The sequence below is a fragment of the Pseudomonas sp. SLFW genome (assembly GCF_009905615.1).
GTDB classification, from domain to species: Bacteria; Pseudomonadota; Gammaproteobacteria; order Pseudomonadales; family Pseudomonadaceae; genus Aquipseudomonas; species Aquipseudomonas bambusae.
On the sequence record NZ_JAAAKW010000003.1, the window covers coordinates 416,142 to 442,216 of the forward strand.

The following is a 26,075-nucleotide window of genomic DNA, read 5'->3' on the forward strand; positions in this document are numbered from 1 at the left end:
CTGAAACAGGGGGCTTCAGCGCGACGGGCGGAAGATCATAGACGGAAATAATGACCCTTACATTTCAGTTTGAAAATAAACGTAGCACCGCTTATCGCGGCACATCATTCGATGAAAAACCAACGCGGCTTAAACGGAATTTTCATAATTAACACTCTATTGTCGGGCCATTAACGTTTATGAGTCCCTCCGCTGTTTAGAGCGCACTCCTGCAATTAAGGCACGGACAACCCATCGGTTTCAGTTCGATCACGGCTGCACCCGTTACAACGGTTTTACCCCTAAACGACGAGCGCTTTTAAACAAGAGGGCACGGACGTACCCGTGCGCCTCGATCATGCTGAACGAGCGGAGAGTATCAATGAGTCAGGACTTTCTTCCTTTTTCCCGCCCGACCATGGGCGACGAGGAAGTGGCGGCCGCCAGCCGTGTGCTGCGTTCAGGCTGGATCACCACCGGCCCCGAATGTCAGCGACTGGAACAGGCTTTCGCCGAGCGTTGCGGCGCGCAACAGGCCGTGGCGCTGTCGTCGGCCACCGGCGCCCTGCACATCACCCTTTTGGCGCTGGGTATCGGGCCTGGCGACGAAGTGATCACCCCGTCACAGACCTGGGTATCCACCGCCAACATGATCTGCCTGCTGGGCGCGACCCCGGTGTTCGTCGACGTGGATCGCGACACCCTGATGACCGATGCCGCCCGCATCGAGCGCGCTATCACTCCCCGCACCAAAGCCATCATTCCCGTGCATTACGCCGGTGCCGCCTTTGACCTCGACCCGCTGTACGCGCTCGCCGGGCGTCACGGCATTCCGGTGATCGAAGACGCCGCCCACGCTGCGGGCACCGGCTACAAGGGCCGTCCCATCGGCGCGAAAGGCACGGCGATCTTTTCCTTCCACGCGATCAAGAACATGAGCTGTGCCGAGGGTGCAATGTTCGTCAGCGATGACGCGCAACTGGCGGATCGCGTGCGTCGCCTGAAATTCCACGGCTTGGGTGTCGACGCTTACGACCGCCTGACTCATGGCCGCAAACCCCAGGCCGAAGTGATCGAGCCGGGCTTCAAATACAACCTGGCCGACATCAACGCCGCCATCGCCATGGTGCAATTGGAACGACTGAAAGCCATCAATGCCCGGCGCACCGAACTGGCTAACCATTACCTCGAACGCCTGGCGGGCAGTGCGGTGCTGCCGTTGGCCCAACCGCACTACGACCAGCACCACGCCTGGCACCTGTTCATCGTGCGCATCGACCCGGAACGCTGCGGGCTCGACCGCGACGCCTTCATGAAGGCCCTGCAAGCGCAGAACATCGGCAGCGGTATCCATTTCATCGCCACCCACCTGCACCGCTATTACCGCCAGCGTTTCCCGGACGTCCCCTGCCCGACACCGAGTGGAACTCGTCGCGGTTGTGTTCCATTCCGCTGTTCCCGGACATGACGATTGCCGATGTCGATCGCGTGGTCCGCGCCATTGAATCGACCCTGACATTCAAAGGGGAAGCCCGCTCGTGAAACCGTATCCCATCCACCGCGTGTCGATCGTCATCCCGGTCTACAACGAAGAACAGAGCCTGCCTGAACTGCTGCGCCGCACCGAGGCGACCTGCGCGCAACTGAGCGTGCCAGCGGAAATCATTCTGGTGGACGACGGCAGCCGCGACGATTCCGCCGAGATTCTGCTGGAAGCCTGTCAACGGGAAGGCAGCCCGGTGGTTGCCGTCATCCTCAACCGCAACTACGGGCAGCACGCCGCGATCATGGCCGGGTTCGGCCAGTGCAAGGGCGACCTGGTGATCACCCTCGACGCCGACCTGCAAAACCCGCCTGAAGAAATTCCGCGCCTGGTCGCCCTCGCCCAGCAGGGCTATGACGTCATCGGCACCGTGCGGGGCAATCGTCAGGACTCAGCCCTGCGCCGCTGGCCGTCGAAGCTCATCAACCTCGCCGTGCAACGTTCCACCGGCGTGGCCATGACCGACTACGGCTGCATGCTGCGGGCGTACCGCCGCAGCATCGTCGACGCCATGCTTTCGTGCACCGAGCGCAGCACCTTCATCCCGATCCTGGCCAACAGCTTTGCCCGTCACACCACTGAAGTGGTGGTCGAGCATGCTGAGCGCGAGCATGGGGAACCGAAGTACAGCGCCATGAAACTGATCAATCTGATGTTCGACCTGATCACCTGCATGACCACCACGCCGCTGCGCCTGCTGAGCATCATCGGGTTCAGCATGGCCGCGCTGGGCATCGCCTTCGCCAGCCTGCTCATCGTCTTGCGCCTGATGTTCGGCGCCGCCTGGGCCGGTCACGGCACCTTCGTGCTGTTCGCGGTGTTGTTCGTGTTCACCGGCGGCCAGTTCATCGGAATGGGCCTGCTGGGTGAATACCTGGGCCGCATGTACAGCGACGTCCGCGCCCGCCCGCGTTACTTCATTGAACGCGTCGCACGCAGCACCCCCGCGACGCCGGTCAGCAAAGTCGATTCCCCCGCTCTCTTGAACAAGGTGGCCCCATGAGCCTCAACGCCGTTGTTTTTGCCTACCACGATATCGGTTGCGTCGGGATCGAAGCCCTGCTCAACGCGGGCTACACGATTTCGGCCGTGTTCACCCACGCCGACGATCCCAGGGAAAAGACCTTCTTCGGCTCAGTTGCGCAACTCTGCGCGCAACACGACATCCCGGTGCATGCGCCCGAGGATGCCAATCATCCGTTGTGGATCGAGCGCATCGGCAAACTGGCCCCGGATTTCATCTTCTCGTTCTACTACCGCCACCTGCTGAGCGAGACCCTGCTGGCCTGCGCGAAACACGGTGGCCTGAACCTGCACGGTTCGCTGCTGCCGAGCTATCGCGGTCGCGCCCCGGCCAATTGGGTGCTGGTCAACGGCGAAACCGAAACCGGCGTCACCCTGCACCGCATGGTGAAACGTCCCGACGCGGGCGCCATCGTCGCCCAGCAACGCATCGCCATCAGCGCCACCGACACCGCGCTGACGCTCCACGGCAAACTTCGTAGCACCGCCGCCGACCTGCTGGCCGACACCCTCCCGCTGTTGGGCCAAGGTCAGCTGTCGGGCACCGAGCAGGATGAATCCAGGGCCAGCTATTTCGGTCGCCGCACCGCTGCGGACGGCCTGATTGACTGGCAGCAACAGGCCTCGCGCCTGTACAACCTGGTGCGTGCCGTGACCCAGCCTTACCCCGGCGCGTTTTGCCCGGTGGGCGAACACAAACTCATCGTCTGGGGTTCGCGGGTCCAGTCCGGCAATGCCGGTCAGGCACCGGGCACCGTCATCAGCTGCGACCCGTTGCGCATTGCCTGCGGTGAGGATTCACTCCTGATCACCGCTGGCCAACGCGGCGACGACGGCCTGTACCTGAGCGGCGCGCAGCTTGCCCGCGAATTCGGGCTGGTGGAAGGCTCGCGCCTGTTGGGGGGTGAAAAACGCCGCCCAGTCCGCCGCACCCGCGTGTTGATCCTCGGGGTCAACGGCTTCATCGGCAACCACCTGTCCGAGCGCCTGCTGCAGGACGACCGCTATGAAATCTTCGGCATGGACATTGGCTCTGACGCTATAGAACGCCTGCGCAGCCACCCGAACTTCAACTTCATCGAAGGCGACATCAGCATCCACACCGAGTGGATCGAGTACCACATCAAGAAGTGCGACGTGGTGCTGCCGCTGGTGGCCATCGCCACGCCCATCGAATACACCCGTAACCCGCTGCGTGTGTTCGAGCTGGACTTCGAAGAGAACCTGAAAATCGTTCGCTACTGCGTGAAATACAACAAACGGGTGATCTTCCCCTCGACCTCGGAAGTCTATGGCATGTGCCAGGACCCAAGCTTCAACGAAGACACGTCGAACCTGGTCGTCGGCCCGATCAACAAACAACGCTGGATTTACTCGATTTCCAAGCAGCTGCTGGACCGGGTGATCTGGGCCTACGGCCAGAAAGGCCTGCAATTCACCCTGTTCCGGCCGTTCAACTGGATGGGCCCGCGCCTGGACCGTCTGGACTCCGCGCGCATCGGCAGCTCCCGGGCCATCACACAGCTGATCCTGCACCTGGTGGAAGGCACGCCGATCCGGCTGGTGGACGGCGGCGCACAGAAGCGCTGCTTCACCGACGTGGTCGATGGCATCGAAGCCCTGGCGCGAATCATCGAAAACCGCGACGACCGCTGCAACGGCCAGATCATCAACATCGGCAACCCGGACAACGAAGCAAGCATCCGTCAGTTGGGCGAGGAGCTGCTGCGTCAGTTCGAAGCGCATCCGTTGCGTGACAACTTCCCGCCGTTCGCCGGTTTTCGCGAAGTCGAAAGCCAGTCGTTCTACGGCAAGGGCTATCAGGACGTCAGCCACCGCAAACCCAGCATCGACAACGCCCGTCGCTTGATCGACTGGGCGCCGTCCATCGAACTGAGCGAAACCATCGGCAAGACGCTGGACTTCTTCCTGCGCGAAGCCATGGCCGAAAAGGCGCATGCCCATTGATCCCGGCGGGCCTGCGTATTGACGTCGATACCTATCGCGGCACCCGTGACGGCGTGCCGCGCTTGCTGGACCTGCTCGACGAAGCCGGGATCAAGGCGACGTTTTTCTTCAGCGTCGGCCCGGACAACATGGGGCGCCACCTGTGGCGTCTGGTCCGACCGCAATTCTTCTGGAAGATGCTGCGCTCCCAGGCGGCCAGCCTGTATGGCTGGGATATTTTGCTGGCGGGTACGGCGTGGCCGGGCAAGCCCATCGGTCGTGACCTCGGGCCGTTGATGCGCCGCGCCCAGGCAGCGGGTCATGAAGTCGGCCTGCACGCCTGGGATCACCATGGCTGGCAGGCCAATGCCGGACGCTGGACCCCGGCGCAACTGACCACGCAGATTGGGCGGGGGGTCGATACCCTGTCCGATATTCTGGGTCGGCCGGTGACCTGTTCCGCTGCGGCCGGGTGGCGCGCCGACGAGGAGGTGGTGCAGGCCAAGCAGGCGTTCGACTTTCGCTACAACAGCGATTGCCGGGGTCACAGCCTGTTCCGTCCGCTGCTCGCCGACGGGCAATCGGGCACCCCGCAGATTCCGGTGGACCTGCCGACGTTCGACGAAGTGGTCGGTCCGCAACTGGACCCCAGCGCGTTCAACGATTACCTGCTGCAACGCTTTACTCCCGGAAAGCTGAACGTCTACACGGTTCATGCGGAAGTCGAAGGCATCGTCATGGCCGACACCTTCCGCCGTCTGCTGGCTCAGGCAAAGGCCCATGACGTGCGCTTCAAACCCCTCGGCGACTTACTGCCCGTCGAGCCTGAAAACCTGCCCATCGGGCATTTGGTGCGCGGCGCATTGCCGGGGCGTGAAGGCTGGCTGGGAGTGCAGCAGCCATGACCCGTTCTCAACACATTCTGCTGCTGGGAGCGGCATTCCTGTTGGCCTACCAGTTGCCGCTAGGCTTCCACGGCCTGTGGATTCCCGACGAAACCCGCTACGCGCAAATCAGCCAGGAAATGCTCCACAGCGGCAACTGGGCCGCGCCGCACTTCATTGGCCTGCGCTACTTCGAAAAACCGGCCGGCGGCTATTGGCTGATTGCTCTGGCGCAAGCGGTGTTTGGCGAGAACCTGTTCGGGGTGCGTATCGCCTCGGCCTTGAGCACTGGCCTGACCGCGGTGCTGGTCTATCTATTGGCGGAGAAATGGTGGCAAGCGCCGCGCAAAAGCTTCGCCAGCACGCTGCTGTTCATGAGCTTTGTGTTCGTCGCCGGGCAAGCGGGCTACGCCAACCTCGACCCGCCATTCACCTTCTGGGTGAGCCTCTCGCTCTTCGCCTTCTGGTTCGCCGTCTCCAGCGTCGGCAGGCGTCGGGTCGGGTATTGGGCGCTGTTGGGCGTGGCCTGTGCGATGGGCTTCATGACCAAAGGCTTTCTGGCCCTGGCGCTGCCGGTGATCGTCGCCCTGCCCTACATGGTCTGGCAGCGCCGCCTGCGCGAACTGCTGACCTTCGGCCCGATTGCCGTGGTCGTCGCCGCCGTGGTGTGCCTGCCGTGGGTGCTCACGGTGCACCTGCGCGAGCCGGACTTCTGGCGGTTCTTCTTCTGGCATGAACACGTGCGTCGTTTCGTCGGCAGCAACGCCCAGCACGACGAGACGTGGTGGTTCTACTTGCCGCTGCTGGTGGGCGCGAGCGTGCCGTGGGCGGTGCTGCTGCCGGTGACGTTCAAACAGGCGTGGAACGAGCGTCGCCGTCCGGACATCGGTTTTCTGCTGTGCTGGTTGCTGGTGCCGCTGGCGTTCCTGAGTCTGAGCAACGGCAAGCTGCCGACCTACATTTTGCCGTGCCTGATCCCCCTCGCGCTGTTGATGGGCCACGGGCTGGTGGAGCGGTTGAACGTCGGCACGTCCCTGTCCTTGCGGCTTAACGGCTGGCTGAACACGGCCGTCGGCGCGGTCGGGTTGATCGCCTTGGTGGTCATGCAGATCAAAAAATCGGTCTATGCCCACGAGCCGCAACACCTGACGATCGCCGTGATCGTGCTGGTCGGTTGGGTGGTCGCCAATGCCTTGCAGGGCCTCAAGCCGCTGCGTTTCTGGCTGGCGCCGGCAGTGGGCGCCTGGCTGGCCATCGCGCTGCTTCCGGCGGCGCTGCCCAACAGCGTGGAATCCAACAAGACCCCTGATCAGTTCGTCGCCCGCCATCAGCCGGAACTGGCGGCCACGACCCACCTGCTCAGTAACGACCTTGGCGTGGCGGCGGCGCTGTCCTGGCGACTCAAGCGCAACGACGTGGTGTTCTACGACACCCGTGGCGAGCTGGAATACGGCCTGAATTACCCGCAGACCACGGTCCGCGAAGTGGACTGGCATCAGGTCCAGGGTTGGATGATCAACGCCCGCCGCACCGGTTCAGTGGGCGTGGTGATGCGTGGCGACGGCAAAGATCAACAATATGAACTGAGTTTGCTGCCGAACGACGGACAGCAATATCAAGAAGGCAATCTGTTGATTCTGATCTTCGACAGGACATCGTCATGACCCTCGCCCTCTTGCTCAGCGCCTGCCTGCTGACGTGCCTCGGGCAAATCGCGCAAAAGCTCACCGTCGAGCACTGGGGCGGCTTTTTTCCGGGCGTCGCCGGGGCGTTGACCAGCGGCTGGCTGTGGTTGGCGCTGGTCTGCCTGGGGAGCGGCCTGTTGCTGTGGTTGCTGGTGCTGCAACGGCTGGACGTCGGCATCGCCTACCCCATGCTGGCGTTGAACTTCGTGCTGATCACCCTCACCGGCCGTTACTTGTTCAAGGAAACGGTGGACCGTCGGCACTGGTTGGGGCTGGCGATGATCCTTGTCGGCGTGATGCTGCTGGGGCGTCAGGCATGAACATGTCAGTGATGCCCGCACCCGTCGCGACCCGTCGCGGGCTGGGACTCGCCCTGTGCAGCGTGGCGTTGGTAAGCGCGGCGCAACTGGCCATGCGCTGGAGCATGCTGCGCCTGCCGCAACCGCTGCAATGGCCAATGGCGCTGCAAGCCGACACGGTCAATGGCACGGCCCTCGGCGTGGTCTTCTCGGCCATCGTCGTCTACGGCCTGTCGATGCTCTGCTGGCTCGGCGCCCTGCGCGACCTGCCCCTCAGCCGGGCCTATTCGCTGCTCAGCCTCAGCTACGCGCTGGTGTATGGGTTGGCGGCCCTCCTCCCCTTTTTCAACGAGACGCTCACCGTTCCCCGAACAGTGGGCGTGACCCTGATCGTGGTCGGTGTGATCACGATCAATTTCCGGCGTGACAGCGATCACGGCGCCAAGGAGTTCTCCCGATGAAAATCAGCGTCTTCGGTAGCGGTTATGTGGGTCTGGTGCAAGCGACCGTTCTGGCGGAAGTCGGCCACGATGTGGTGTGCATGGACATCGATCCGGCCAAGGTCGAGCAGTTGAGCAAAGGCCACGTGACCATTTACGAACCGGGTCTGGAAAGCCTCGTCCGGGAAAACCTGGAAGCCGGTCGGCTGCATTTCACGGTGGATGAACAGCGCGCCGTCGAACACGGCGAGGTGCTGTTCATCGCAGTCGGCACCCCGTCACGGGCCGATGGTTCGGCGGACTTGAACGGGTTCTTCGCGGTGGGCGAATCCATCGCCCGGCACCGCATCGAGCCGGTGATCATTGTCGAGAAATCCACCGTACCCGTAGGCAGCGGCGACGCGTTGCGTAGCCACATCGAACATCACCTGCGCCAGTCGGCCCGGTTGCTGAAATTCGATATCGTCTCCAACCCCGAATTCCTCAAAGAAGGCTCGGCTGTGAAAGATTGCCGTCGCCCGGACCGCATCGTCATCGGCTGTGGCAACCCCGACGTGTTCCCGGTGATGCGCGAGCTGTACGCGCCGTTCAACCGCAACCATGACCGCATCATGTTCATGGACTTGCGCAGCGCCGAGCTGACCAAATACGCCGCCAACTGCATGCTGGCGACCAAGATCAGCTTCATCAATCAGATCGCCGAGCTGGCCGAACACCTGGGGGCTGACGTTGAATCGGTGCGCCTGGGCATCGGCGCGGATTCGCGCATCGGCTACGACTTCATCTACCCCGGCTGCGGCTACGGCGGTTCGTGCTTCGGCAAGGACATTCGGGCGCTGATTCACAGCGCGCGGGAGGCCGGTTGTTCCAACGACCTGCTGAACGTGGTGGAGAACATCAACGAACGGCAGAAGAACAAGCTGTTCGACCGGATCAATGCGTTCTACAAGGGCGAATTGCGCGGCAAGACATTCGCGCTGTGGGGCCTGGCCTTCAAGCCGAACACCGACGACATGCGCGATGCACCGAGCCGCGTGTTGATGGAAGCGTTGTGGGCAGCGGGTGCGACGGTGCGTGCGTTCGACCCGGAAGCCATGCAGGAAACCCAGCGCCTGTACGCGGAGCAGTCAAACCTGATGCTGATGGGCACGCCGGAATCGGTGTTGCTGGGCGCCGATGCGCTGATCGTCTGCACCGAATGGCAACAGTTCAAAGCCCCGGATTTCGACCTGATCCAGCAACGCCTCAAAGCCCCGGTGATCTTCGACGGCCGCAACCTCTACGACACCGAACGCATGGCCAAACGCGGCTTTCAGTACTACCCCATCGGGCGTGGTGAATCCTGCAACCTGCCCATCCCCCAGCAACAATGGGCGCCGTATGAGCTGCTGGCCAACCACCACGCGGTCTGACACGCCACCCTCCCCGTAGCCGTCCGGCGTGGCGGCGGCAGCGCCCCTCTGCCGCCACGGTCGGCACGTCGCGGTGCTACGGGCCGGGTAATCTGACGAGGATGTAATCCTCTTTATCGAACCGGCCGTTGAGCAGCACCGGCAGCTCACTGAGCCGGGTGCCGTGGAGTTTCTGGAAATCGTTGTTGCTCATGACCACGTTCGCCGGGCCTTGCACGGACAGCAGCTGTTCCGGGGTGTCGGTGAACACCGGTTGCAGGTCTTCATCGACGTTGACCATGAATTTGATCGCCTTGGCGTCTTTCCCCATCGAATGCAGAACCAGCGGCGCCTTGTCCGACCGCGTCGCTTCGCGCACCGCTTGAGTGAAATGCCGGGTGTCGTACAGCGTGCGTTCGGTTTTTTCAAACACGCCGATGTAGCTGATCCACACGGCCAGCACCGCACAGGCGGGTAGCCCATAGAGCCGCAAGCGCGGCCGCATCAGCAGCGGTAACGCGACCAACTGCAAGATGCCCAGCACCGCGAGAATCGGGCCGATGTCGCTGAGGGCTTCGGGAAAACGCGGACGCACCGCCAGCAACCCCGCCATCAGCACACCGGGAATGAAGCAACAGAAGGTCAGGATGAAACCACGCAGCCACCAGAAGCTGCGCCCTGCACGGACTTGAAACGGGTACGCGGCAATAATCGCCGCCATGGGCAACATCGGCAGGATGTAGCGCGCTTTCTTGGCTTGGGGAATCGACAACCCGACCATCACCGTCAAACCGGCAAAGGCACACACGTACAGTAAATCCAGCGCTTCGCTCCGCTGTTTTCTTGCCACCACCGCCACCGTCGCCAACACCACCAGCGCGAGCGGGTAAGCCAGCGCATAGTTGCCGAACGCGCTGCTGAAGTACCAGAACACCGGGCTGCTCCCCTCGCTGCCGTCCATGCGTGAGGTGACCTGCATGCGCACGACCTCGGCCAGCAATGCCTCCCCTCCGCTGATTCTCGCCAGCAGCAACAGCACCAGCACGCACGCCAACAGCAACACGACGGCCGCCAGCCCGACTGTCCAAAGACGGCGCCATTGCCGGTTCAAAACGTAATAGCTGCAGAGGACACCGGCGGGCACCACCAGTCCAATCGGGCCACGAATCGCGAAGCCGAGTATCAACAGCGCGAACACGGCGCTCAAGCGTCGGGCCGAACCAAAGTGATCGGTGGCGTAGGCGAGGTAAAACACGGCGAACGACACCGTGGCGAGCATCTGATCCAGCGACACGGCGCGGGTTTCGGTGATGAAGGTATTGCTCAGTAGCAACAAGGCGATGCTGAGCCATGCCCAGCGGCGCGAGTAAGGCGACAGCAACCGGTACATCAACCCCACCATCACCGCTGACGCGATGCAGGTCGGTAGCCAGGCGCTGAAACTGGTGACCTGACCGAAGGGCAATGAACCGAGGTAGATCAACCACGTCGTAAAACCCGAGTAGTCCGGGTACGGCTCGCCGTAAGTCGTGGGGAATACGCCTGGACCGTGACGCAGCATTTCCTGCGCGAACATCACGAAGCGAGAGTCGAATCCGATGATGCTCAGGTGCCAGCTGGCCGTCACGAATAACAGAAAGGCCAGTCCTCCTGCCCACCAGGCCTGGCGTCTGGCCCGATCCGGGGTGACACCCGACAGAAACTCGGAAGCGATCGCTGTCAATACAGACTCCTGTGGGCACGCGGATCGGTTAACGACTGCCGGAAGCGTAGACGTGATCCAGAGATTACGTGATGGCCTGTCGTCCACGACGGTTCACTGCGAAGCACAGCAGCCGCATGCACATTAGCATTGCAATGCGGCGATAACGACGTCCGTTTTTATTTCTCGCCCACTGTATTACTGCAAGCGTGCACGCATGAAAAGTGAAGAATGACAGTATCGTCAATGGCAGTACGTCACAGAGCGTTAATGGTTGGGTGTCAAACTTTTGTGAAAATTGCATGCGCGGCCCATGACGTCTTTGTGACACGTTTCGGTGCTGGCTTCTGTGATCGAACGTCAGCGATAACATCCCGCCAAAGCCTGCAAAATAGAGCCGTTGAGCGGCGAGGCAAATGTGAAAACGATTTTCACAAACGCTTCACTCCCTGTTGACTCTGACTCGCTTACTTTGAATCAACGCGACGCACTTATCTCGACTTAGTTTGAAAGTTGCGTCCTGAATCCTTTTTTATTTATTGCAGGGCTCGTCATGACGCTCAACTTCAGCCACGCCCTGGATCAATTGAACGCGCGGTATCAGGCGCTGGGAAAGTTATCCCGTTTAATGGTGTTTAGTATGGCAATGCTGGCATTGGCCGGGGTGACCACTCTGGCGTTGCGACCGCCACCCTTGACTGACCTCTCGGACGGCCATCGTCTGCGCAAGATCAATTTTTTCCCGCTCTGGGCTCAGGGCGATCTGGTGGTACTCACCCGTCACGCTGAGCGCTGCGATCACTCCACCAACCCCTGCCTCGCACAACCCGACGGCATCACGGTCAAGGGAAGCCGCGTTGCCGAACAGTTGGGGCGTACGTTTCAGGCCTTGGGGCTGGATCAAGCCACGATTTACAACAGTCCGCTGCGCCGCACCGAGCAGACGGCCGCGTTCGCCTTCAACCGCGCGCCCGTGGCCCAGGACTGGTTGATCAATTGCCGCAAATCGATGCTCGACGACGTCCTTAAGCACAAGATGGACGGGTACAACCTGATTCTGGTGACCCACAGCGAGTGCATCAGCGAGGTTGAAAAATCCCTGAACGTCCGCGCCCCGGTCACGCTGGATTACGGCTCGTCGCTGATCGTCTCGGTCAACCGCAAAGACCACAGCGCCACCGTATTGGGCTACATCGACGCGCAGGACTGGAACACCGTCCTCGCCAAACGCCCCTGACCCACGCCTTTTCCTTCACCCGCCCTTCGGAACATCAGACCGTGCACAACAGCCGAAACCGTTTCTACTTCAAGCATGTGGGTGTCCCGTTGCTGCTGGCCTTGATCCTCTTCGTCAGCTTCGATTTGACGGGGCTGGACGTGATCCTCAGCGACTGGATGTACAACACGACCACCCAGGCCTTCCCGCTTCAACACAACAAACTGTTTGAAACCATCACCCACAAGTGGGCGCGGATCATTCCGAACTGGACCGGCGAAGCCGCTATCATTGGCGCGTTGCTGTCGTTCATCTGGCCGCGATTCAAGGCCGAACAACACGTGAAGATGATGGCCTGGCTGGAGAAAATCCGCGTGGCGCCCTTGCTGCGTTTCCTCACCCGCCATCGCCGGGACCTGCTGTTCGTCGTCTTCGCGTTTTCCATCACCACCGGCGCGATCCACTATTTCAAGAGCCACACCAGCATCTATTGCCCGATCGAAACCACGCTGTACGGCGGCATCGAAAAGCAAAAGGAATGGTTCGAGAACTTCAACCTGCTGCATGACGCTGGCAAAGGGCGCTGCTGGCCGGGTGGTCACGCATCGGGGGGGTTCACGATGATGGCGCTGTTTTTCGTGGCACGGCGTTACCGCTGGCGTCACGCCCGCAAGCTGATGGGCTTCGCGCTAGTGCTGGGCATGGTCTACGGCACCACGCGGGTGCTGCAAGGCTGGCACTTCATGTCCCACACTTTTTGGGCCGGCATTATCGTCTGGTTCTCGATGTTCCTGACCGCGCTGGCCTTCTATGGGCGGGCCAGGCTGGACCCCGGCATCGAACTCAAGCCCGCGCCCAAACCGCTCACACCGACAATTGTCCCGGTGCCTCAAGCACAACGGTAAAACGGCAGCCCGCCGGTTCCCGGCTGGTCAACGTCACGGTCCAGTGCTGATTGCCACAAATCCGCTGGACCAGCGACAACCCTAATCCGAGCCCTTCTCCGCGCTGTTCGTCGCCCCGCACAAAGGGCTGGAACATCGCCTGCTGCTTCTCCAGCGGAATCCCGATCCCGCTGTCTTCGACCGTAAACCCATGGGCATGCAACGTCAGCCGGATGAAGCCCGTGTCGGTGTAATGCCAGGCGTTGCGCAACAGGTTGCCCATGACCGAACGCAGCAGCGGCTCGTTGTACAGCCCTTCAGCTTCATCACAGGGTTCATAAATGAACGTCAGGTTTTTCTCTTCGATGGGCGCACGCCAGACCTCAAGCAATTCGTCGGCAATCTGTGACAGTGTGCCGCGCTGGCCTTGTGGCGCGTTCTTGCCTTCAGTCCGCGCCAGCAACAGGAAGGTTTCCACCAGTTGATTCATGCCCGCCGTGGCTTTGCTGATGCGTTGCACCTGCGTTCGTGAACGCTCGTCCAGACGCGGGTATTCCAGCAGCAGCTCGCAGGACGTCGCCAGCACCATCAGCGGCGTGCGCAATTCGTGGCTGACATCGCTGGTGAACAGTTTCTCGCGCCCCAATGCCGCCCGCAGGCGTCCCAGGGTTTCATCGAAAGATCGCGCCAGCGCGCCGACTTCGTCCCTGGCATACCCGTTGGCCAGCACCGGCGCCAATTCGAGCAGTTGATCACGATGACGCACCTGCCCCGCCAGGCTCGACACCGGTGCCATCACCCGCGACGCCAACAGGCGGCCGAGCAGCACCGCCAGCAGCACGCTCAGAATGAAACCGATCAGGACCACGCCAAACAGGATCCGCTCGCGCTTGGCGAACGAACGTTGGTCGCGCAACAGCACGTAATGCCGCTCCCCGACAGACGCCACCATCGCGTAATAGGCGCGCTTGCCACGGAAAAATTCCTGAAAGCCGAGGGGCAGGCCCCGCAGGTCATCGGCCATGGCCAGATCGCTCGCGCCATCATCGGCATAGAACAGCTCGCCTTTTTCCGGGCGATGGCGCCATTCCTCGACATTGTCCAGCTTGAGCAGGCGGTGAAGATTGCCGCTCATGTTGATGGCCGTCAGACGTTTTTCCACGACGTGCACGGTGGCGATGATGCCCACCGCGAACACGCCGGCCACCAACGCGCTCATCAACGCAAAAACGATCACGATCCGCTGTTTCAGACTGTGTTTGATATCCATGGGGTTCCGTGCGTCACTCAGATCAGGGCTTGCGCCGCCGGGCTGATTATCCGGATGCCATGTCATGGTTTCGTCAAAACGTGGACGGTGAAGCGCAGCGTGGGGTGAATGCCCCGGAGGCTAAGGCGTCGCGGGCCGCATCATCAACATCACCGCCGCGCAGACGGCCATCAACACACACGTCGCGATGAACACGATGGGCATGCCGAAGTGTCCGCCGAGATACCCGCCCGTCAACGGCCCCAGCACCTGGCCGACGTACTGGCTGGACGTCGAGTAGCCCAACATGCGCCCCGCGACCTGATCCGGCACTGAATGCCGGATAATCGCCGCGATACACGGCAGCAGCCCGCCCAAGGCAACGCCCATCAAAAAGCGCAACGCCACCAGTTGCCATTCGTTGGTCACGAAGGCCTGGGGAATCAACAGCACGGCCGCTGCGATCAAACACCCCATCACCACTTTCCAGTGGCCGATGCGGTCTGCGAGCTTGCCGATCCGCGAGGCCGACAACACACTGGCCAGTGCTGTGGCGGACATCACCAGCCCCGCCATCACGGTCACGTTTTCCGTGTGCAATTGCGTGAGGTACACCGTGATGATGGGTTCGATGGACATGATCGAAAACATCACCAGGCACGCGACCACGAACATGGTGATCACCGGCCGCTTGTCCGGGATCAAATCCCAGGGCCGCACGGCGACAGGCCTGGCTTCGCCTGCCGCACGCTTGGGCCTGGGCGCTTCTTTCATGATGAACAGCGTGGCGAGAAACGTGAGGAAGATCACGCCACCGGCCAGGAAAAAGGTGTTGCGGATGCCGATCAGCGGCGGCAAGAATCCGCCAATCAACGGCCCTGTGAGATTCCCCGCCATGATCCCCGACGAGAGCATGCCCAACGCCCAGCCGGAGCGTTCTTTGGGCGTCTGGGTCGCCACCAGAATCGTCGCCCCGGACGCATACCCGCCCAACAAGCCTGCCAGCAGCCGCAGCCCCACCAATTGGTAGATGTTTTCTGCCAGACCGATCAGCGACATCGCCACGGCCATGCCCAGACTGGCGCGAATCAACATCAGCTTGCGGCCGTAGCGATCTCCCAACCGACCCCACAACGGCGCGGTGAATGCGGCAGACAGAAAGGTCGCCCCGAACGCCGCGCCGGACCATTGCACAATGGCCGCGGGGTCGCTGACACCCAGGTGTTCGACGTACAGCGGCAGGAATGGCAACAGCAAGGTCATGGCGATGATCGTGGTGAACGACCCGGCGACGCACACCGCCAGGTTGCGCTTCCAGTGTTCTTCGAGGATTGCAGCGGGGGGTTGAGCGGTCATCTCTGATCCGTGCACAGGACATGTCCGTACACGGTAGAGGGTTGATGCCCATAAATAAAATTCATGTTTTTTATGCAGTGGATTCCAGGGAGGAATGACTGAAGCTCCCTGGTTTTTGCTCCTGCTGTGGCAGCGAATGCCTACGCGCGACGTAGGTACATCCGTTAGAGACATGCCTGGCATACCGGCGCTTCGCGAATGAATTCGCTCCTGCAGCTTGAATCAGGCGCCGGTCAACTCACTTCCCGTCCTGTGCGTGCTGTGCCGCCTGTTCGATCAGCGCTGCCACTTCTTTCGGGTGGGATTCGTACACCGCGTGGCTGGCGCCTGCAATCTCAATGGTGTGCGCGTTGGCACGCTTGGCGTACATGCGCTCCAGATCGGGGTTGATGATGCGATCAGACTTGGCCACCGCGTACCAGCTCGGCTTGGTCTTCCAGGCCGCGACAGTGGCCGCCGTGGTGAACACCGAGGCCGACGTCAGGGACTGGCTGTGAGCTTCGAACTCGGCCTGAGCCTTGGGCAGATCGGCGGCGAAATCCGCTGGGTAAAACGCCGGATCGAGGTACAGGAAACCGTCGTCGGTCTTTTTCACCGCCTTGGTCGCGTTCGGGTACAGCTTACCGTTGGCGGCCTCGGTCTCGCCGACGTCCAGCGCGTGGGCGGCGATGTACACCAGACCCGCGACGTGGCTGTCTTCGCCCGCGTCGGAGATGATCGCCCCGCCGTAGCTATGGCCGACGAGGATGGTCGGGCCGTCCTGCATCGCCAGGATGCGTTTGACGGCGGTGACGTCATCGCTGAACGACGTCAGCGGGTGCGCGGCGATGGCCACGTGATAGCCGTCTTTCACCAGAATGTCGTACACCGGCTTCCAGCCCGCGCCGTTCACGAAGGCGCCGTGGACGAGCACGATGTTTTTCACAGGGGCCGCCGAAGCGGCAGTGGCGAATCCGGCGGTGGCCAGGGCGAGTGCGGCGACAGCGAAGGCGGAACGGACGTGACGAAACTTCATGGCGTGACCTCAAGCGGTAAGTAGGGGTGAACGCCGCAGCGTTCAGTCAGTGACCGCAGCAAGACGCACCCGCTCGGCGCTTATTCCACCGCTCGCACAATTATTTCGAGTCCCGCCGACGCATCGCCCTTCGCCCGCATCGGGCATCAGCTCCGTTGATGACGTGTATCGACACGCACCATTTCAGCTGCGTCCCGCCCGCTCCCTAGAATGGCGCCATACCCGAGCCAACCTCTGAGCCCGGCACAGCGGATCACGTGGAGCCTGCCATGAAAACCTTTCTCTTCATCGCGTTGTCGTTTTTCAGTGTGTTCACCTTTGCCGACGATACGGTCAGCCGCGGCACCTCGGCGGCGGTCCAGGACGGCCAGTACGATTACACCCAGGACCTGGACATCGCCAAGGTCGTGCGCATCAACACCGCCAGCAACGCCCCTGGGGAATGCGGGCCGGTGAAGGCGCAAATCGAGTACGTCGACAGCAAGGGCGTCAGCCACACACTTGAATACACCCGTCTGGGTGACGACTGCCAGAACGGCTGATGTGTAACGCAGGGTTCTGCGCGGTCGGCAAATGGGGTTAGAGTAGTCACGCTGGCCCCACGACTGAGACCGGATCGTGGGGCACTTTCCATTCAATTGACTGAAGGAAGTCCCGCGTGAATCAACCGTCTCACCCAGCAAAAATCGCCGAATTGATCGTCGACGCCATGCGCGACGGCCAGAAAATCACCGAGATTCGCCCTGATTACATCCCTGCCGATGCGCCGAGTGCCTACGCCCTGCAACGGGAAATCCTGCGGTTGCGAGACACCACGGTCGGCGGCTGGAAAGTGGGTTCGAAAGCCACCCATGGCGGCCCCATCACGGGCGCATTACTCCCGGAAGACGGCCTGTTTGCCAGTGGCAGCCAAGTTGAGATTGTCGACTATCCACACCCGATCCTCGAACTTGAAATCGCCTTTCGCCTGAACCGCGAATTCACGCCCCGCGCCGAGGCCTATTCCGATGAGGACGTGCTGGGCAGCATCGGCTCCATGGGCGCCATCATTGAGATCGTCTCCAGCCGGTTCAGAGCCTGGCCAAAGATCGACCCGCTGCTGGCGCTGGGCGACCTGCTCAACCACGGGGCACTGATCGTCGGCGATTTCGTGCCGTACGACGCCAGCTTCCCCTTCGTCGAACCCGCCGTGACCTTCACCTATGCCGACGAAGACATCGTACCCGGCGACGGCGCCAACCCGGCGGGCGACCCGCGTCGCCTGCTGCCGTGGGTGGTCAACCACCACACGCAAAACGGCCAGAGCGTGACGCCGGACCTGATCATCACCACCGGCTCGTACACCGGCATGTATTTGACGAAGGGGCCGGGTGTGGCCGTCGGAGAGGTTCGTGGATTACCGCCGATATCCGTGGAGTTGATCTGACCGGGCATGGGCTTCACTGTGGGAGCGAATTCATTCGCGAATAATCGTCCAGGCGACAGACAGGTGGCGGATGTACGAACGCCTTGCAAATGAATTCGCGCCTACAGGGGCGTCACGCCTTGCCGAACGTGACGTCCAGCGACATCGCGTCAGTGTGGCGCATCGGGTTGTTGCCCTGGCCGAGGGTGTCGTCGTTCGGGTGCATGTAGGTCATGCCCGTGCCCAGGGTCTGTGTCAGGAAGTCCCCGCCCTTGCGCATGGCGTCGGTTGAACCGTCATAGAAACCCGCCACGGTTTTGTTGCCCGCCGAGTCAGCCGAGACGATGTCGCTCGATGCCTTGTCCGCCACGCTCTGGCTGTCGCCCACTTCGAAACCCTTGCCATCGGTGGCATGGATCGCGGCGTTGCGGCCGTCGATGTCGCTGGTGTTGATGAACCCGTTGTAGAACTCCAGACGGCTGGCGTCCGGCTTGTACTCGCCATCGGCGTCTGCCTGTTTGAGCAGCCCCGTGGTGTCGTTCTCGAACTTCATCGTGCCCTTCTGGCCGGGCTGCAGGGTCAGCTCGGCCGTCAGTTGATCGTGCTGGTCGAACTGCCCGATCTTGATCGGGTGATCCTGAGTATTGGTGATGTTGAACGCGCGCGGACCACTGCCCGCGACCGGATTGTCTCCCGTGGCAGCCGTGCTGCTGGCGCTGTTCGTGGAAGGCGTGGCCGTGGCCGGGTCGGCTGTGGCGGTTTGCGGTTCGGCAGCCGCTGTTTGCGGTGTCGAGGTCGGCGGTGTCGCTGTCTGGCGCGCAGGCTGAGCCGACTGATCGGTTTGCGGGGGCTGCGCGGCGGCGTTCGTCACCGGCTTCTGCGATTGGCCCGGCGAACTGCCATTGCCTGCGCCATCCGAGGGGGTCTGCGGCGCATTCTGGTTGTTTTGCATCATCTGCGCGATGAGCTGGAGTATCTGTTGCACCAGGTCACGGACCTGATTGCCCAAGCTGTCGTTGCCGTCCGCCGGTGCCTGAGCTGCCGCGACCCGACTGTCGCTCAACGCCGCAGGCTGGCCGCCAAAATTGACTTGCCCGCCTGCCCCGGCTGCCCCACCAAAACTGACCATCCCACTCTGAGCGGATGAACCTCCACTGCCCTTGAACGCGTCCTTGTGGGCGAAGTCGCGGGTGTCCAGGCCAAAGCCCTGCTGGGCGGGACCGAGTATTTTCATCGACATCTGACACCTCCGGGACGGTCTGAATACCGCGTGAGTGGCGTCAGCGTCCTGATCGGTTCCCGCTGAGGACTGCCCGTTATCCCCCGTTCGTCCAATACCCCGGCCGGTTGTACACCTCCTTCAGAAACGCGATGAAAAACCGCACCTTCGCGGGCAGGTAGTGCTGATGGGGATAGACCCCCTGAATGTCATAACTGGGCAACGCAAAGTCATCCAGCACCGTGACCAGCGCCCCGCTCCCCACCGCGTTCTGGATCTCCCACGTCGAGCGCCAGCACAGGCCCAGCCCGCGTTTGGCCCAGTCGTACAACAGCTCGCCATCGTTGCAATAGAGATTGCCCGTGACCTTGATCGCCACCGGTTTGCCGTCCCGCTGAAAGGTCCAGCCCCTGTGTTGTCCGCCCTGCAAGTTGAACGTCAGGCAATTGTGATCGGCCAGGTCTTCCAGCGTCTGCGGCAGACCGTGTTCCGCAAAATACCCCGGTGAGCCGCACACCACGCGTTTGTTGGCGTACAGCTTGATCGCCACATAGTTGGGGTCGAGCACCTCGCCGATGCGGATGCTCATGTCATAGCCCTCGCGCACCAGATCGACCACGTTGTCAGTGAGGTTGAACGACAGCTGCAAATCCGGAAAACGCGCTTGAAACTCCGGTGCGTGCGGGGCGACATGTTGACGCCCGAACCCTGCCGGGGCCGAGACAACCAGGTGCCCGCGCACGCTGTTTTCGTTCTCGCTGATGCTCGCGTCCAGCTCTTCGAACGACTGCAACACGGTCTTGGCGTTTTCCAGGTACGACTCGCCCGCATCGGTCAGGGTCAGGCCGCGAGTGGAGCGGTGAATCAGCTTCACCCCCAATCGATCTTCCAGTGCGCTCAGGCGTCGTCCCATGATCACCGGCGTCACACCTTCCACCAGCGCCGCCGCCGCAAAACTGCCGTGAGTGGCGACCAGCACGTAACTGCGTACCTCTGTGTAACGATCCATTCGATACTCCTGATACCGACAGAACTGCCAAAAGCAGCCATTCACAAACTCTCTAATTCAAATCAGGCTGAGCACGTACAAAAACTATCGAGTTCAGGAGACTAACAAATGACCATCATGAGAGCCATCGAAGCCGCCGTTCTGGTGATGCGTCGCGAAGGGGTCGATACCGCGTTCGGTATCCCCGGCGCTGCCATCAACCCGCTGTACGCAGCGTTCAAGAAACTCGGCGGCATCGATCACGTGCTGGCCCGCCACGTCGAAGGCGCCTCGCACATGGCCGAGGGGTACACCCGCGCCATCGCCGGGAACATCGGCGTGTGCATCGGCACCTCCGGCCCGGCCGGTACCGACATGATCACCGGCCTGTACTCAGCGTCCGCCGACTCGATCCCGATTCTCTGCATCACCGGCCAAGCGCCCCGGGCCCGCATGCACAAGGAAGATTTCCAAGCCGTCGACATCGCCAGCATTGCCGCGCCGGTCGCCAAATGGGCCACCACCGTCATGGAACCGGGCCAAGTGCCTTATGTGTTCCAGAAGGCGTTCCAGCTGATGCGCAGCGGCCGCCCGGGTCCGGTGTTAATCGACCTGCCGTTCGACGTGCAAATGGCCGAGATCGAATTCGACATCGACGCCTACGAGCCGTTGCCGGTGATCAAGCCCCAGGCCAGCCGTAACCAGATTGAAAAAGCCCTGACGATGCTCAACGCGTCCGAGCGTCCGCTGATCGTCGCCGGTGGCGGCATTATCAACGCCGATGCCTCGGATGCGCTGGTGGAATTCGCCGAGCTGACGGGCATTCCGGTCATCCCGACCCTCATGGGCTGGGGCACGATTCCGGACGATCACCCGCAAATGGCCGGCATGGTGGGCCTGCAAACCTCCCATCGTTATGGCAACGCGACGATGCTGGAATCGGACATGGTGCTGGGCATTGGCAACCGCTGGGCCAACCGCCACACCGGTACGGTTTCGGTGTACAGCGAAGGCCGCAAGTTCATCCACGTCGACATTGAGCCGACGCAGATCGGTCGCGTTTTGATGCCGGACCTGGGCATCGTTTCCGACGCAGGCGCCGCCTTGGCGATGTTCCTGGAAGTCGCTCGCGAATGGCACACCGCTGGCAAGCTGAAAAACCGCAGCCAGTGGCTGGCCAGTTGTCAGGAACGCAAGCGCACGATGCAGCGCAAGACCCATTACGACAACGTGCCGGTCAAGCCGCAGCGCGTGTACGAAGAGATGAACCAGTATTTTGGCAAGGACACTTGCTACATCAGCACCATCGGTCTGTCGCAGATCGCTGGCGCGCAATTCCTGCACGTGTACAAGCCGCGTCACTGGATCAATTGCGGTCAGGCAGGCCCGCTGGGTTGGACCATTCCGGCAGCGCTGGGCGTGGCCAAGGCCGACCCGAGCCGCCAGGTTGTCGCACTGTCGGGCGACTATGACTTCCAGTTCATGATTGAAGAGTTGGCCGTGGGCGCGCAGTTCAAACTGCCGTACATCCACGTCGTGGTGAACAACTCGTACCTGGGTCTGATCCGTCAGGCGCAGCGCAACTTCGACATCGATTATTGCGTGCAGCTGGCGTTCGACAACATCAACGCCCCCGAGCTGGAAGGCTATGGCGTGGACCACGTTGCAGTGGCAGAAGGCCTGGGCTGCAAGGCTATTCGTGTCAGCGATCCGGCACACATCCAGGCCGCGTTCGCCGAGGCATCAAGCCTGATGCAGCAATACAGCGTGCCGGTGGTGGTCGAGATCATCCTTGAGCGCGTGACCAACATCGCCATGGGCACCGAGATCAACGCGATCAATGAATTCGAATCGCTGGCCGAAAACCGAGCCGACGCCCCGACCGCGATCAGCCTGCTGGACTAAATAACGGCACTGATCGACGCCACCGCATAAAGAGAAAGAAAGGAGCGAACCATGCCACGTCTCTGCGCCAACCTGTCCATGCTGTTCACCGAGCTGGACTTTCTACAACGCTTCGAAGCCGCGGCCAACGCCGGGTTCAGCGGGGTCGAGTACCTGTTTCCGTACGACTTCAGCTCGGCGCAAATCAAGGCCGAACTGGACGCCAACGGCCTGACCCAGGTGCTCTTCAACCTGCCAGCGGGCGACTGGGCCAAGGGAGAGCGCGGGATTGCCTGCCACCCGGACCGGGTCGAAGAATTTTACGCCGGGGTCGATCTGGCCATCGCCTACGCCAAGGTTTTGGGCAACACCCAGGTCAACTGCCTGGCCGGGATCAAGCCACAGGGTTTCGATGACGCGCTGATTGAAAAGACCTTCGTTGACAACCTCAAGTACGCGGCCGACAGGCTGCAAGCCCAAGGCATCGATCTGGTCATGGAAATGATCAACACCCTGGACATCCCGGGCTTCTACCTCAGCACCACGGCCCAGGCCCTGGCGATCCGCGAGAAAGTCGGCAGCCGCAACCTGTCGCTGCAATACGACATCTATCACATGCAGATCATGGAGGGCGACCTGGCCCGCACCCTGGAAAAAAACCTGCCGGTGATTCGCCACGTGCAACTGGCCGACAACCCTGGGCGGCATGAGCCAGGGACTGGCGAGATCAACTACGGGTTTCTGTTCGGGCACTTGGACAAACTGGGGTATCGCGGGTGGATCGGCTGTGAGTACAAGCCGTTGACCACCACGGAAGCGGGGCTTGGCTGGTTGAAGACCCATAACCTGATCTGACACAAACTGACGCCTACCGGGATCGCCCTGTAGGAGCGTGGCTTGCCCCGCGATCTGGTGCGAAGCAGCAGTAAAACCTGATACCTCAGCGTGCCTGACACACCGTGCGTTTCAGTTTTACGACCGGTGCCCGGTCGATCGCGGGACAAGCCACGCTCCTACAGGCGGCACATATACAAAAAAGAGGAACATTTCATGGCTAACATCGGCTTTATCGGCACCGGCATCATGGGCCTGCCCATGGCGGAAAACCTGCAGAAAGCAGGTCATCAACTCATCCTGTCGAAACACTTCGTCGCCCCGCCCGCCTCCTTGATCGACGGCGGCGCGACGGTGTTGAACAACCCGCGGGAAGTGGCCCAGGAAGCGGAATTCATCATCGTCATGCTGCCCGACACCCCTCAGGTCAACGACGTACTGTTCGGCGAGAACGGCCTGAGCGAAGGCACGGGGGCGGGCAAAGTGGTGATCGACATGAGCTCGATTTCGCCGTCCGCCACCAAAACCTTCGCCGAGAAGATCAACGCCACGGGCGCGCACTACCTAGACGCCCCGGTGTCGGGCGGTGAAGTCGGCGCCAAGGCTGCGACCCTGAGCATCATGGTCGGTGGCAATCAAGGCACGTTCGAGCGCGCCCTGCCCTTGTTCCAGACCATGGGCAAGAACATCACGCTGGTCGGCGGCAATGGCGACGGCCAGACTGCCAAGGTCGCCAACCAGATCATCGTCGCCCTGAACATTCAGGCGGTGGCGGAAGCGCTGCTGTTCGCCTCGAAAAATGGGGCTGATCCGGCAAAAGTCCGCGAAGCGCTGATGGGCGGTTTCGCCTCGTCGAAGATTCTTGAAGTGCACGGCGAACGCATGATCAAAGGCACTTTCAACCCCGGCTTCCGCATCGCCCTGCACCAGAAAGACCTGAACCTTGCGTTGGAAGGCGCTCGCGAACTGGGGCTGAACCTGCCAAACACCGCCAACGCTCAACAGGTATTCAGCACCTGCGCGGCACTGGGGGGCAGCGGTTGGGACCACTCCGGCCTGATCAAAGGCCTGGAGCACATGTCGAACTTCTCGATTCGTGGGGATCACACGCCGGATTGATCTTTCACACAGCGTTCTACGCCATGAAAAAAGCCAGGCAACCGTTACGGGTTCGCCTGGCTTTTTATTACCAGCAGGTTTAACGCATCAGAACACGTTGATCGGGTAATCCGCGATCAGACGCAATTCATTCACGTCGCCTTCCGCCTGGTCGGCATTGGCGCGATGGATCGCTTCACGCAAACGCAGCGACAGGTTCTTCGCCGGGCCGGCCTGCACCACATATTTGGCCTCGACGTTGATTTCGTGGTGCTTGCCATCTTCACCGTAACCATAGTTCACGTAGGTGCTGTTCGACGGCATATGCGAGCCGTCGATATCATCACCGGTGATATAACGGGCCATGAAACTAAGCCCCGGCACGCCGTAGCTCGCCATGTTCAAGTCATAACGGGCCTGCCACGATTTCTCGCCGGGGCCGTTGAAGTCGGAGTATTGAACGGAGTTGGCGAGGAAGATCGAATCCGCCGTATCGCCAGGGCCGTTAATACCAAAGGCCACATAGTCGAAAGGGGTATCGCCATGCACTTTCTGGTACGCCAGCGTAATCGTGTGCGCGGTCAGGAAAGAATAAGCGGCGGCCAGCGACCACGTGGTGTTGCTGATATCACCGGCCTTGGCCGAACCGGCATCATTGGTGCGATAGATATTGAAGTCGAAGTTGACGGACTGGGTGTCGGTAATGCCTTGGGTGTAGTTGAGGTTACCGTAGTACTGATCCCAGACGTCCTTCAGGTTGGAGCCATACAGGCTGGCCGTCAGGTTGTCGTTGAAGGTGTACTTGCCACCGGCATAGTCAATGCTCGACGCCGTAACACCCGCGTACGACGCATAAATATCGTGATCGTGGTTGGTGGTGACCGGGCCATTGCCGCCCGTGAAGTGACCACCATCCAGTTCCAGACCGGCGATGTCGCTGCTCAACAGGTTGAAGCCCGTGGCCGTCTGCGTGAACAGGCGCGAACCGCCTGCGGCAAACACCGGCGCGGTCGGCATCAGGTCGCCGTAGCGCAATTCGGTCTTGGAAATCCGCATTTTGATGGCGCCGCCCGCGGTGCCGTACTCGTCTTCCGGATCGCCGTGGCGATCCACCGGCAGGTTGCCAGTCCCCGCGGTGCCTGCGCCGCCGTCCAGCTTGATGCCCCACTCACCGTAGGCATCGACGCCAAAGCCCACCGTGCCTTGGGTGAACCCAGAGCTGAAGTTACCGATGACGCCCTGGGTCCAATCCTTGCGGTCGCCACCGCCGTTCTTGCCGTCGCGATTGAAGTAATAGTTCTTGAGATGAACGGTCAGGCTGCTGTCTTCGACAAAACCCTTGGCATCGGACTGATCACTGACGACGCCAGCGGCCGCCATCTGGCTCACGCCCAGCGAAACCGCGAGCGTCACGAGGTTCCATTTCACAAATGTCATTATTATCCCCTGTCTCAATTAAGGCCCAACGTTCCGCAGACCCTGACATGCAGGGTATCGTCCTGAGTTCAGGAGAAAGATGAAACGGTGGAATGTGCGCTATGGCAGATGGGCAAAAATACATCGGCACCGTAATTGATGTTCACGGCTGATCTACAGGCTACAGGCCCATTTCCTTATTGTTGCAATGAGGTATATCAACCCCATTTCTTGCCGAGTGTGCTCCTCGGGCGAAAAACTTTTAGCATTTTTCCGCCGGACGGTTCATGAATGGGTCGTGATAGTCACTATCGATCTTAGTAATAGTTGAAGCGCCGCCACCGGTGTTACCTTTGTCGGCGATGAAGCACACGAATCAATGACTTGGTGAATCCGCAGCATCAAGTAATCGAATCTTGCTCCACTTCATCATTCCTTTGGTAAGACTTTTTAGCCACCCCACGTCAGTGCGGTGGCTTTTTTTATTAAATAATCTTCATGCAGTTTTCACTATCTGGTTAATTCACGATAGTTCGCAACTCTCCGCGCACTTGATGCCATCACTCACAGTGTTTAATCACCCGCAGGCTTCATTTCCCGACCCGACTCGCCACCGGC

General features: G+C 61.2%; 21 protein-coding genes and 1 pseudogene. 15 read left to right on the top strand and 7 right to left on the bottom strand.

Features of this window, described 5'->3' with window-relative positions:
* Nucleotides 1-361 precede the first annotated feature (361 nt).
* From arnB to GVN17_RS07770, 8 genes and pseudogenes are all read left to right on the top strand, one after another.
* Nucleotides 362-1,521 (top strand): annotated as a pseudogene (gene arnB, locus GVN17_RS07735) (UDP-4-amino-4-deoxy-L-arabinose aminotransferase).
* Nucleotides 1,518-2,525, top strand: coding sequence for an undecaprenyl-phosphate 4-deoxy-4-formamido-L-arabinose transferase (gene arnC, locus GVN17_RS07740; RefSeq protein ID WP_166594638.1), 1,008 nt, complete (start codon nt 1,518-1,520; stop codon nt 2,523-2,525). The pseudogene arnB and the gene arnC overlap by 4 nt, the downstream one beginning before the upstream one ends.
* Nucleotides 2,522-4,513, top strand: coding sequence for a bifunctional UDP-4-amino-4-deoxy-L-arabinose formyltransferase/UDP-glucuronic acid oxidase ArnA (arnA, locus tag GVN17_RS07745; RefSeq protein ID WP_166594639.1), 1,992 nt, complete (start codon nt 2,522-2,524; stop codon nt 4,511-4,513). The genes arnC and arnA overlap by 4 nt, the downstream gene beginning before the upstream one ends.
* Entirely contained in the window at nt 4,513-5,397 is an 885-nt protein-coding gene (arnD, locus tag GVN17_RS07750) for a 4-deoxy-4-formamido-L-arabinose-phosphoundecaprenol deformylase (RefSeq protein WP_166594769.1), read from the top strand. The genes arnA and arnD overlap by 1 nt, the downstream gene beginning before the upstream one ends.
* Nucleotides 5,394-7,040 carry a lipid IV(A) 4-amino-4-deoxy-L-arabinosyltransferase gene (gene arnT, locus GVN17_RS07755; RefSeq protein ID WP_166594640.1) on the top strand — a complete coding sequence of 549 codons (1,647 nt, stop codon included), beginning with the start codon at nt 5,394-5,396 and terminating at the stop codon, nt 7,038-7,040. The genes arnD and arnT overlap by 4 nt, the downstream gene beginning before the upstream one ends.
* Nucleotides 7,037-7,381, top strand: a complete 345-nt coding sequence (gene arnE / locus GVN17_RS07760; RefSeq protein WP_166594641.1) for a 4-amino-4-deoxy-L-arabinose-phosphoundecaprenol flippase subunit ArnE — start codon at nt 7,037-7,039, stop codon at nt 7,379-7,381. Before arnT ends, arnE begins: the two co-directional genes overlap by 4 nt.
* On the top strand, nt 7,378-7,821 hold the full coding sequence (arnF, locus tag GVN17_RS07765; protein ID WP_371928501.1) for a 4-amino-4-deoxy-L-arabinose-phosphoundecaprenol flippase subunit ArnF: 444 nt from the start codon (nt 7,378-7,380) through the stop codon (nt 7,819-7,821). Before arnE ends, arnF begins: the two co-directional genes overlap by 4 nt.
* The gene (locus tag GVN17_RS07770) at nt 7,818-9,212 is read left to right on the top strand and encodes a UDP-glucose/GDP-mannose dehydrogenase family protein (RefSeq protein ID WP_166594642.1); all 1,395 of its coding nucleotides are present in this window, start codon (nt 7,818-7,820) and stop codon (nt 9,210-9,212) included. Before arnF ends, GVN17_RS07770 begins: the two co-directional genes overlap by 4 nt.
* A 76-nt stretch (nt 9,213-9,288) precedes the next feature.
* On the opposite strand, the gene GVN17_RS07775 is transcribed toward GVN17_RS07770, so the two are convergent.
* The gene (locus tag GVN17_RS07775) at nt 9,289-10,914 is read right to left on the bottom strand and encodes an ArnT family glycosyltransferase (RefSeq protein WP_371928503.1); all 1,626 of its coding nucleotides are present in this window, start codon (nt 10,912-10,914) and stop codon (nt 9,289-9,291) included.
* 619 nt (nt 10,915-11,533) lie between these two features.
* Here GVN17_RS07775 and GVN17_RS07780 point away from each other — a divergent pair.
* The gene (locus GVN17_RS07780) at nt 11,534-12,130 is read left to right on the top strand and encodes a histidine phosphatase family protein (protein WP_166594643.1); all 597 of its coding nucleotides are present in this window, start codon (nt 11,534-11,536) and stop codon (nt 12,128-12,130) included.
* Nucleotides 12,131-12,171: 41 nt separating this feature from the next.
* A complete protein-coding gene (locus GVN17_RS07785) occupies nt 12,172-13,014 on the top strand; it encodes a phosphatase PAP2 family protein (protein ID WP_166594644.1) in 843 nt (280 codons plus the stop codon).
* Here GVN17_RS07785 and GVN17_RS07790 read toward each other — a convergent pair.
* From GVN17_RS07790 to GVN17_RS07800, 3 genes are all read right to left on the bottom strand, one after another.
* Nucleotides 12,974-14,263, bottom strand: a complete 1,290-nt coding sequence (locus GVN17_RS07790; protein WP_166594645.1) for a HAMP domain-containing sensor histidine kinase — start codon at nt 14,261-14,263, stop codon at nt 12,974-12,976. The two genes, GVN17_RS07785 and GVN17_RS07790, sit on opposite strands and share 41 nt — an antisense overlap.
* 120 nt (nt 14,264-14,383) lie before the next feature.
* The gene (locus GVN17_RS07795; RefSeq protein ID WP_166594646.1) at nt 14,384-15,598 is read right to left on the bottom strand and encodes an MFS transporter; all 1,215 of its coding nucleotides are present in this window, start codon (nt 15,596-15,598) and stop codon (nt 14,384-14,386) included.
* A 238-nt stretch (nt 15,599-15,836) separates the two neighbouring features.
* Complete coding sequence (locus GVN17_RS07800) at nt 15,837-16,613, bottom strand: alpha/beta hydrolase (RefSeq protein WP_166594647.1); 777 nt, start codon at nt 16,611-16,613, stop codon at nt 15,837-15,839.
* A 269-nt stretch (nt 16,614-16,882) separates the two neighbouring features.
* On the opposite strand from GVN17_RS07800, the gene GVN17_RS07805 reads away from it, so the two are divergent.
* Complete coding sequence (locus tag GVN17_RS07805; protein WP_166594648.1) at nt 16,883-17,155, top strand: DUF2790 domain-containing protein; 273 nt, start codon at nt 16,883-16,885, stop codon at nt 17,153-17,155.
* Between the two features lie 116 nt (nt 17,156-17,271).
* Complete coding sequence (locus GVN17_RS07810) at nt 17,272-18,039, top strand: 2-keto-4-pentenoate hydratase (protein WP_166594649.1); 768 nt, start codon at nt 17,272-17,274, stop codon at nt 18,037-18,039.
* 112 nt (nt 18,040-18,151) lie between these two features.
* Here GVN17_RS07810 and GVN17_RS07815 read toward each other — a convergent pair whose 3' ends face one another.
* Together GVN17_RS07815 and GVN17_RS07820 are read right to left on the bottom strand one after the other, a co-directional pair.
* Nucleotides 18,152-19,252, bottom strand: a complete 1,101-nt coding sequence (locus GVN17_RS07815) for a hypothetical protein (protein WP_166594650.1) — start codon at nt 19,250-19,252, stop codon at nt 18,152-18,154.
* 82 nt (nt 19,253-19,334) lie between these two features.
* Nucleotides 19,335-20,246: a LysR family transcriptional regulator gene (locus GVN17_RS07820; protein ID WP_166594651.1), complete on the bottom strand. Its 912-nt coding sequence runs from the start codon at nt 20,244-20,246 to the stop codon at nt 19,335-19,337.
* Between the two features lie 108 nt (nt 20,247-20,354).
* On the opposite strand from GVN17_RS07820, the gene gcl reads away from it, so the two are divergent.
* From gcl to GVN17_RS07835, 3 genes are all read left to right on the top strand, one after another.
* Nucleotides 20,355-22,130, top strand: coding sequence for a glyoxylate carboligase (gene gcl, locus GVN17_RS07825; protein WP_166594652.1), 1,776 nt, complete (start codon nt 20,355-20,357; stop codon nt 22,128-22,130).
* 51 nt (nt 22,131-22,181) lie between these two features.
* A complete protein-coding gene (hyi, locus tag GVN17_RS07830; RefSeq protein WP_166594653.1) occupies nt 22,182-22,964 on the top strand; it encodes a hydroxypyruvate isomerase in 783 nt (260 codons plus the stop codon).
* A 195-nt stretch (nt 22,965-23,159) separates the two neighbouring features.
* Nucleotides 23,160-24,062, top strand: a complete 903-nt coding sequence (locus GVN17_RS07835; RefSeq protein ID WP_166594654.1) for a 2-hydroxy-3-oxopropionate reductase — start codon at nt 23,160-23,162, stop codon at nt 24,060-24,062.
* Between the two features lie 87 nt (nt 24,063-24,149).
* Here the strand turns inward: GVN17_RS07835 and GVN17_RS07840 are convergent, their stop codons facing one another.
* Complete coding sequence (locus tag GVN17_RS07840) at nt 24,150-25,478, bottom strand: OprD family porin (RefSeq protein ID WP_166594655.1); 1,329 nt, start codon at nt 25,476-25,478, stop codon at nt 24,150-24,152.
* Between the last annotated feature and the right edge of the window lie 597 nt (nt 25,479-26,075).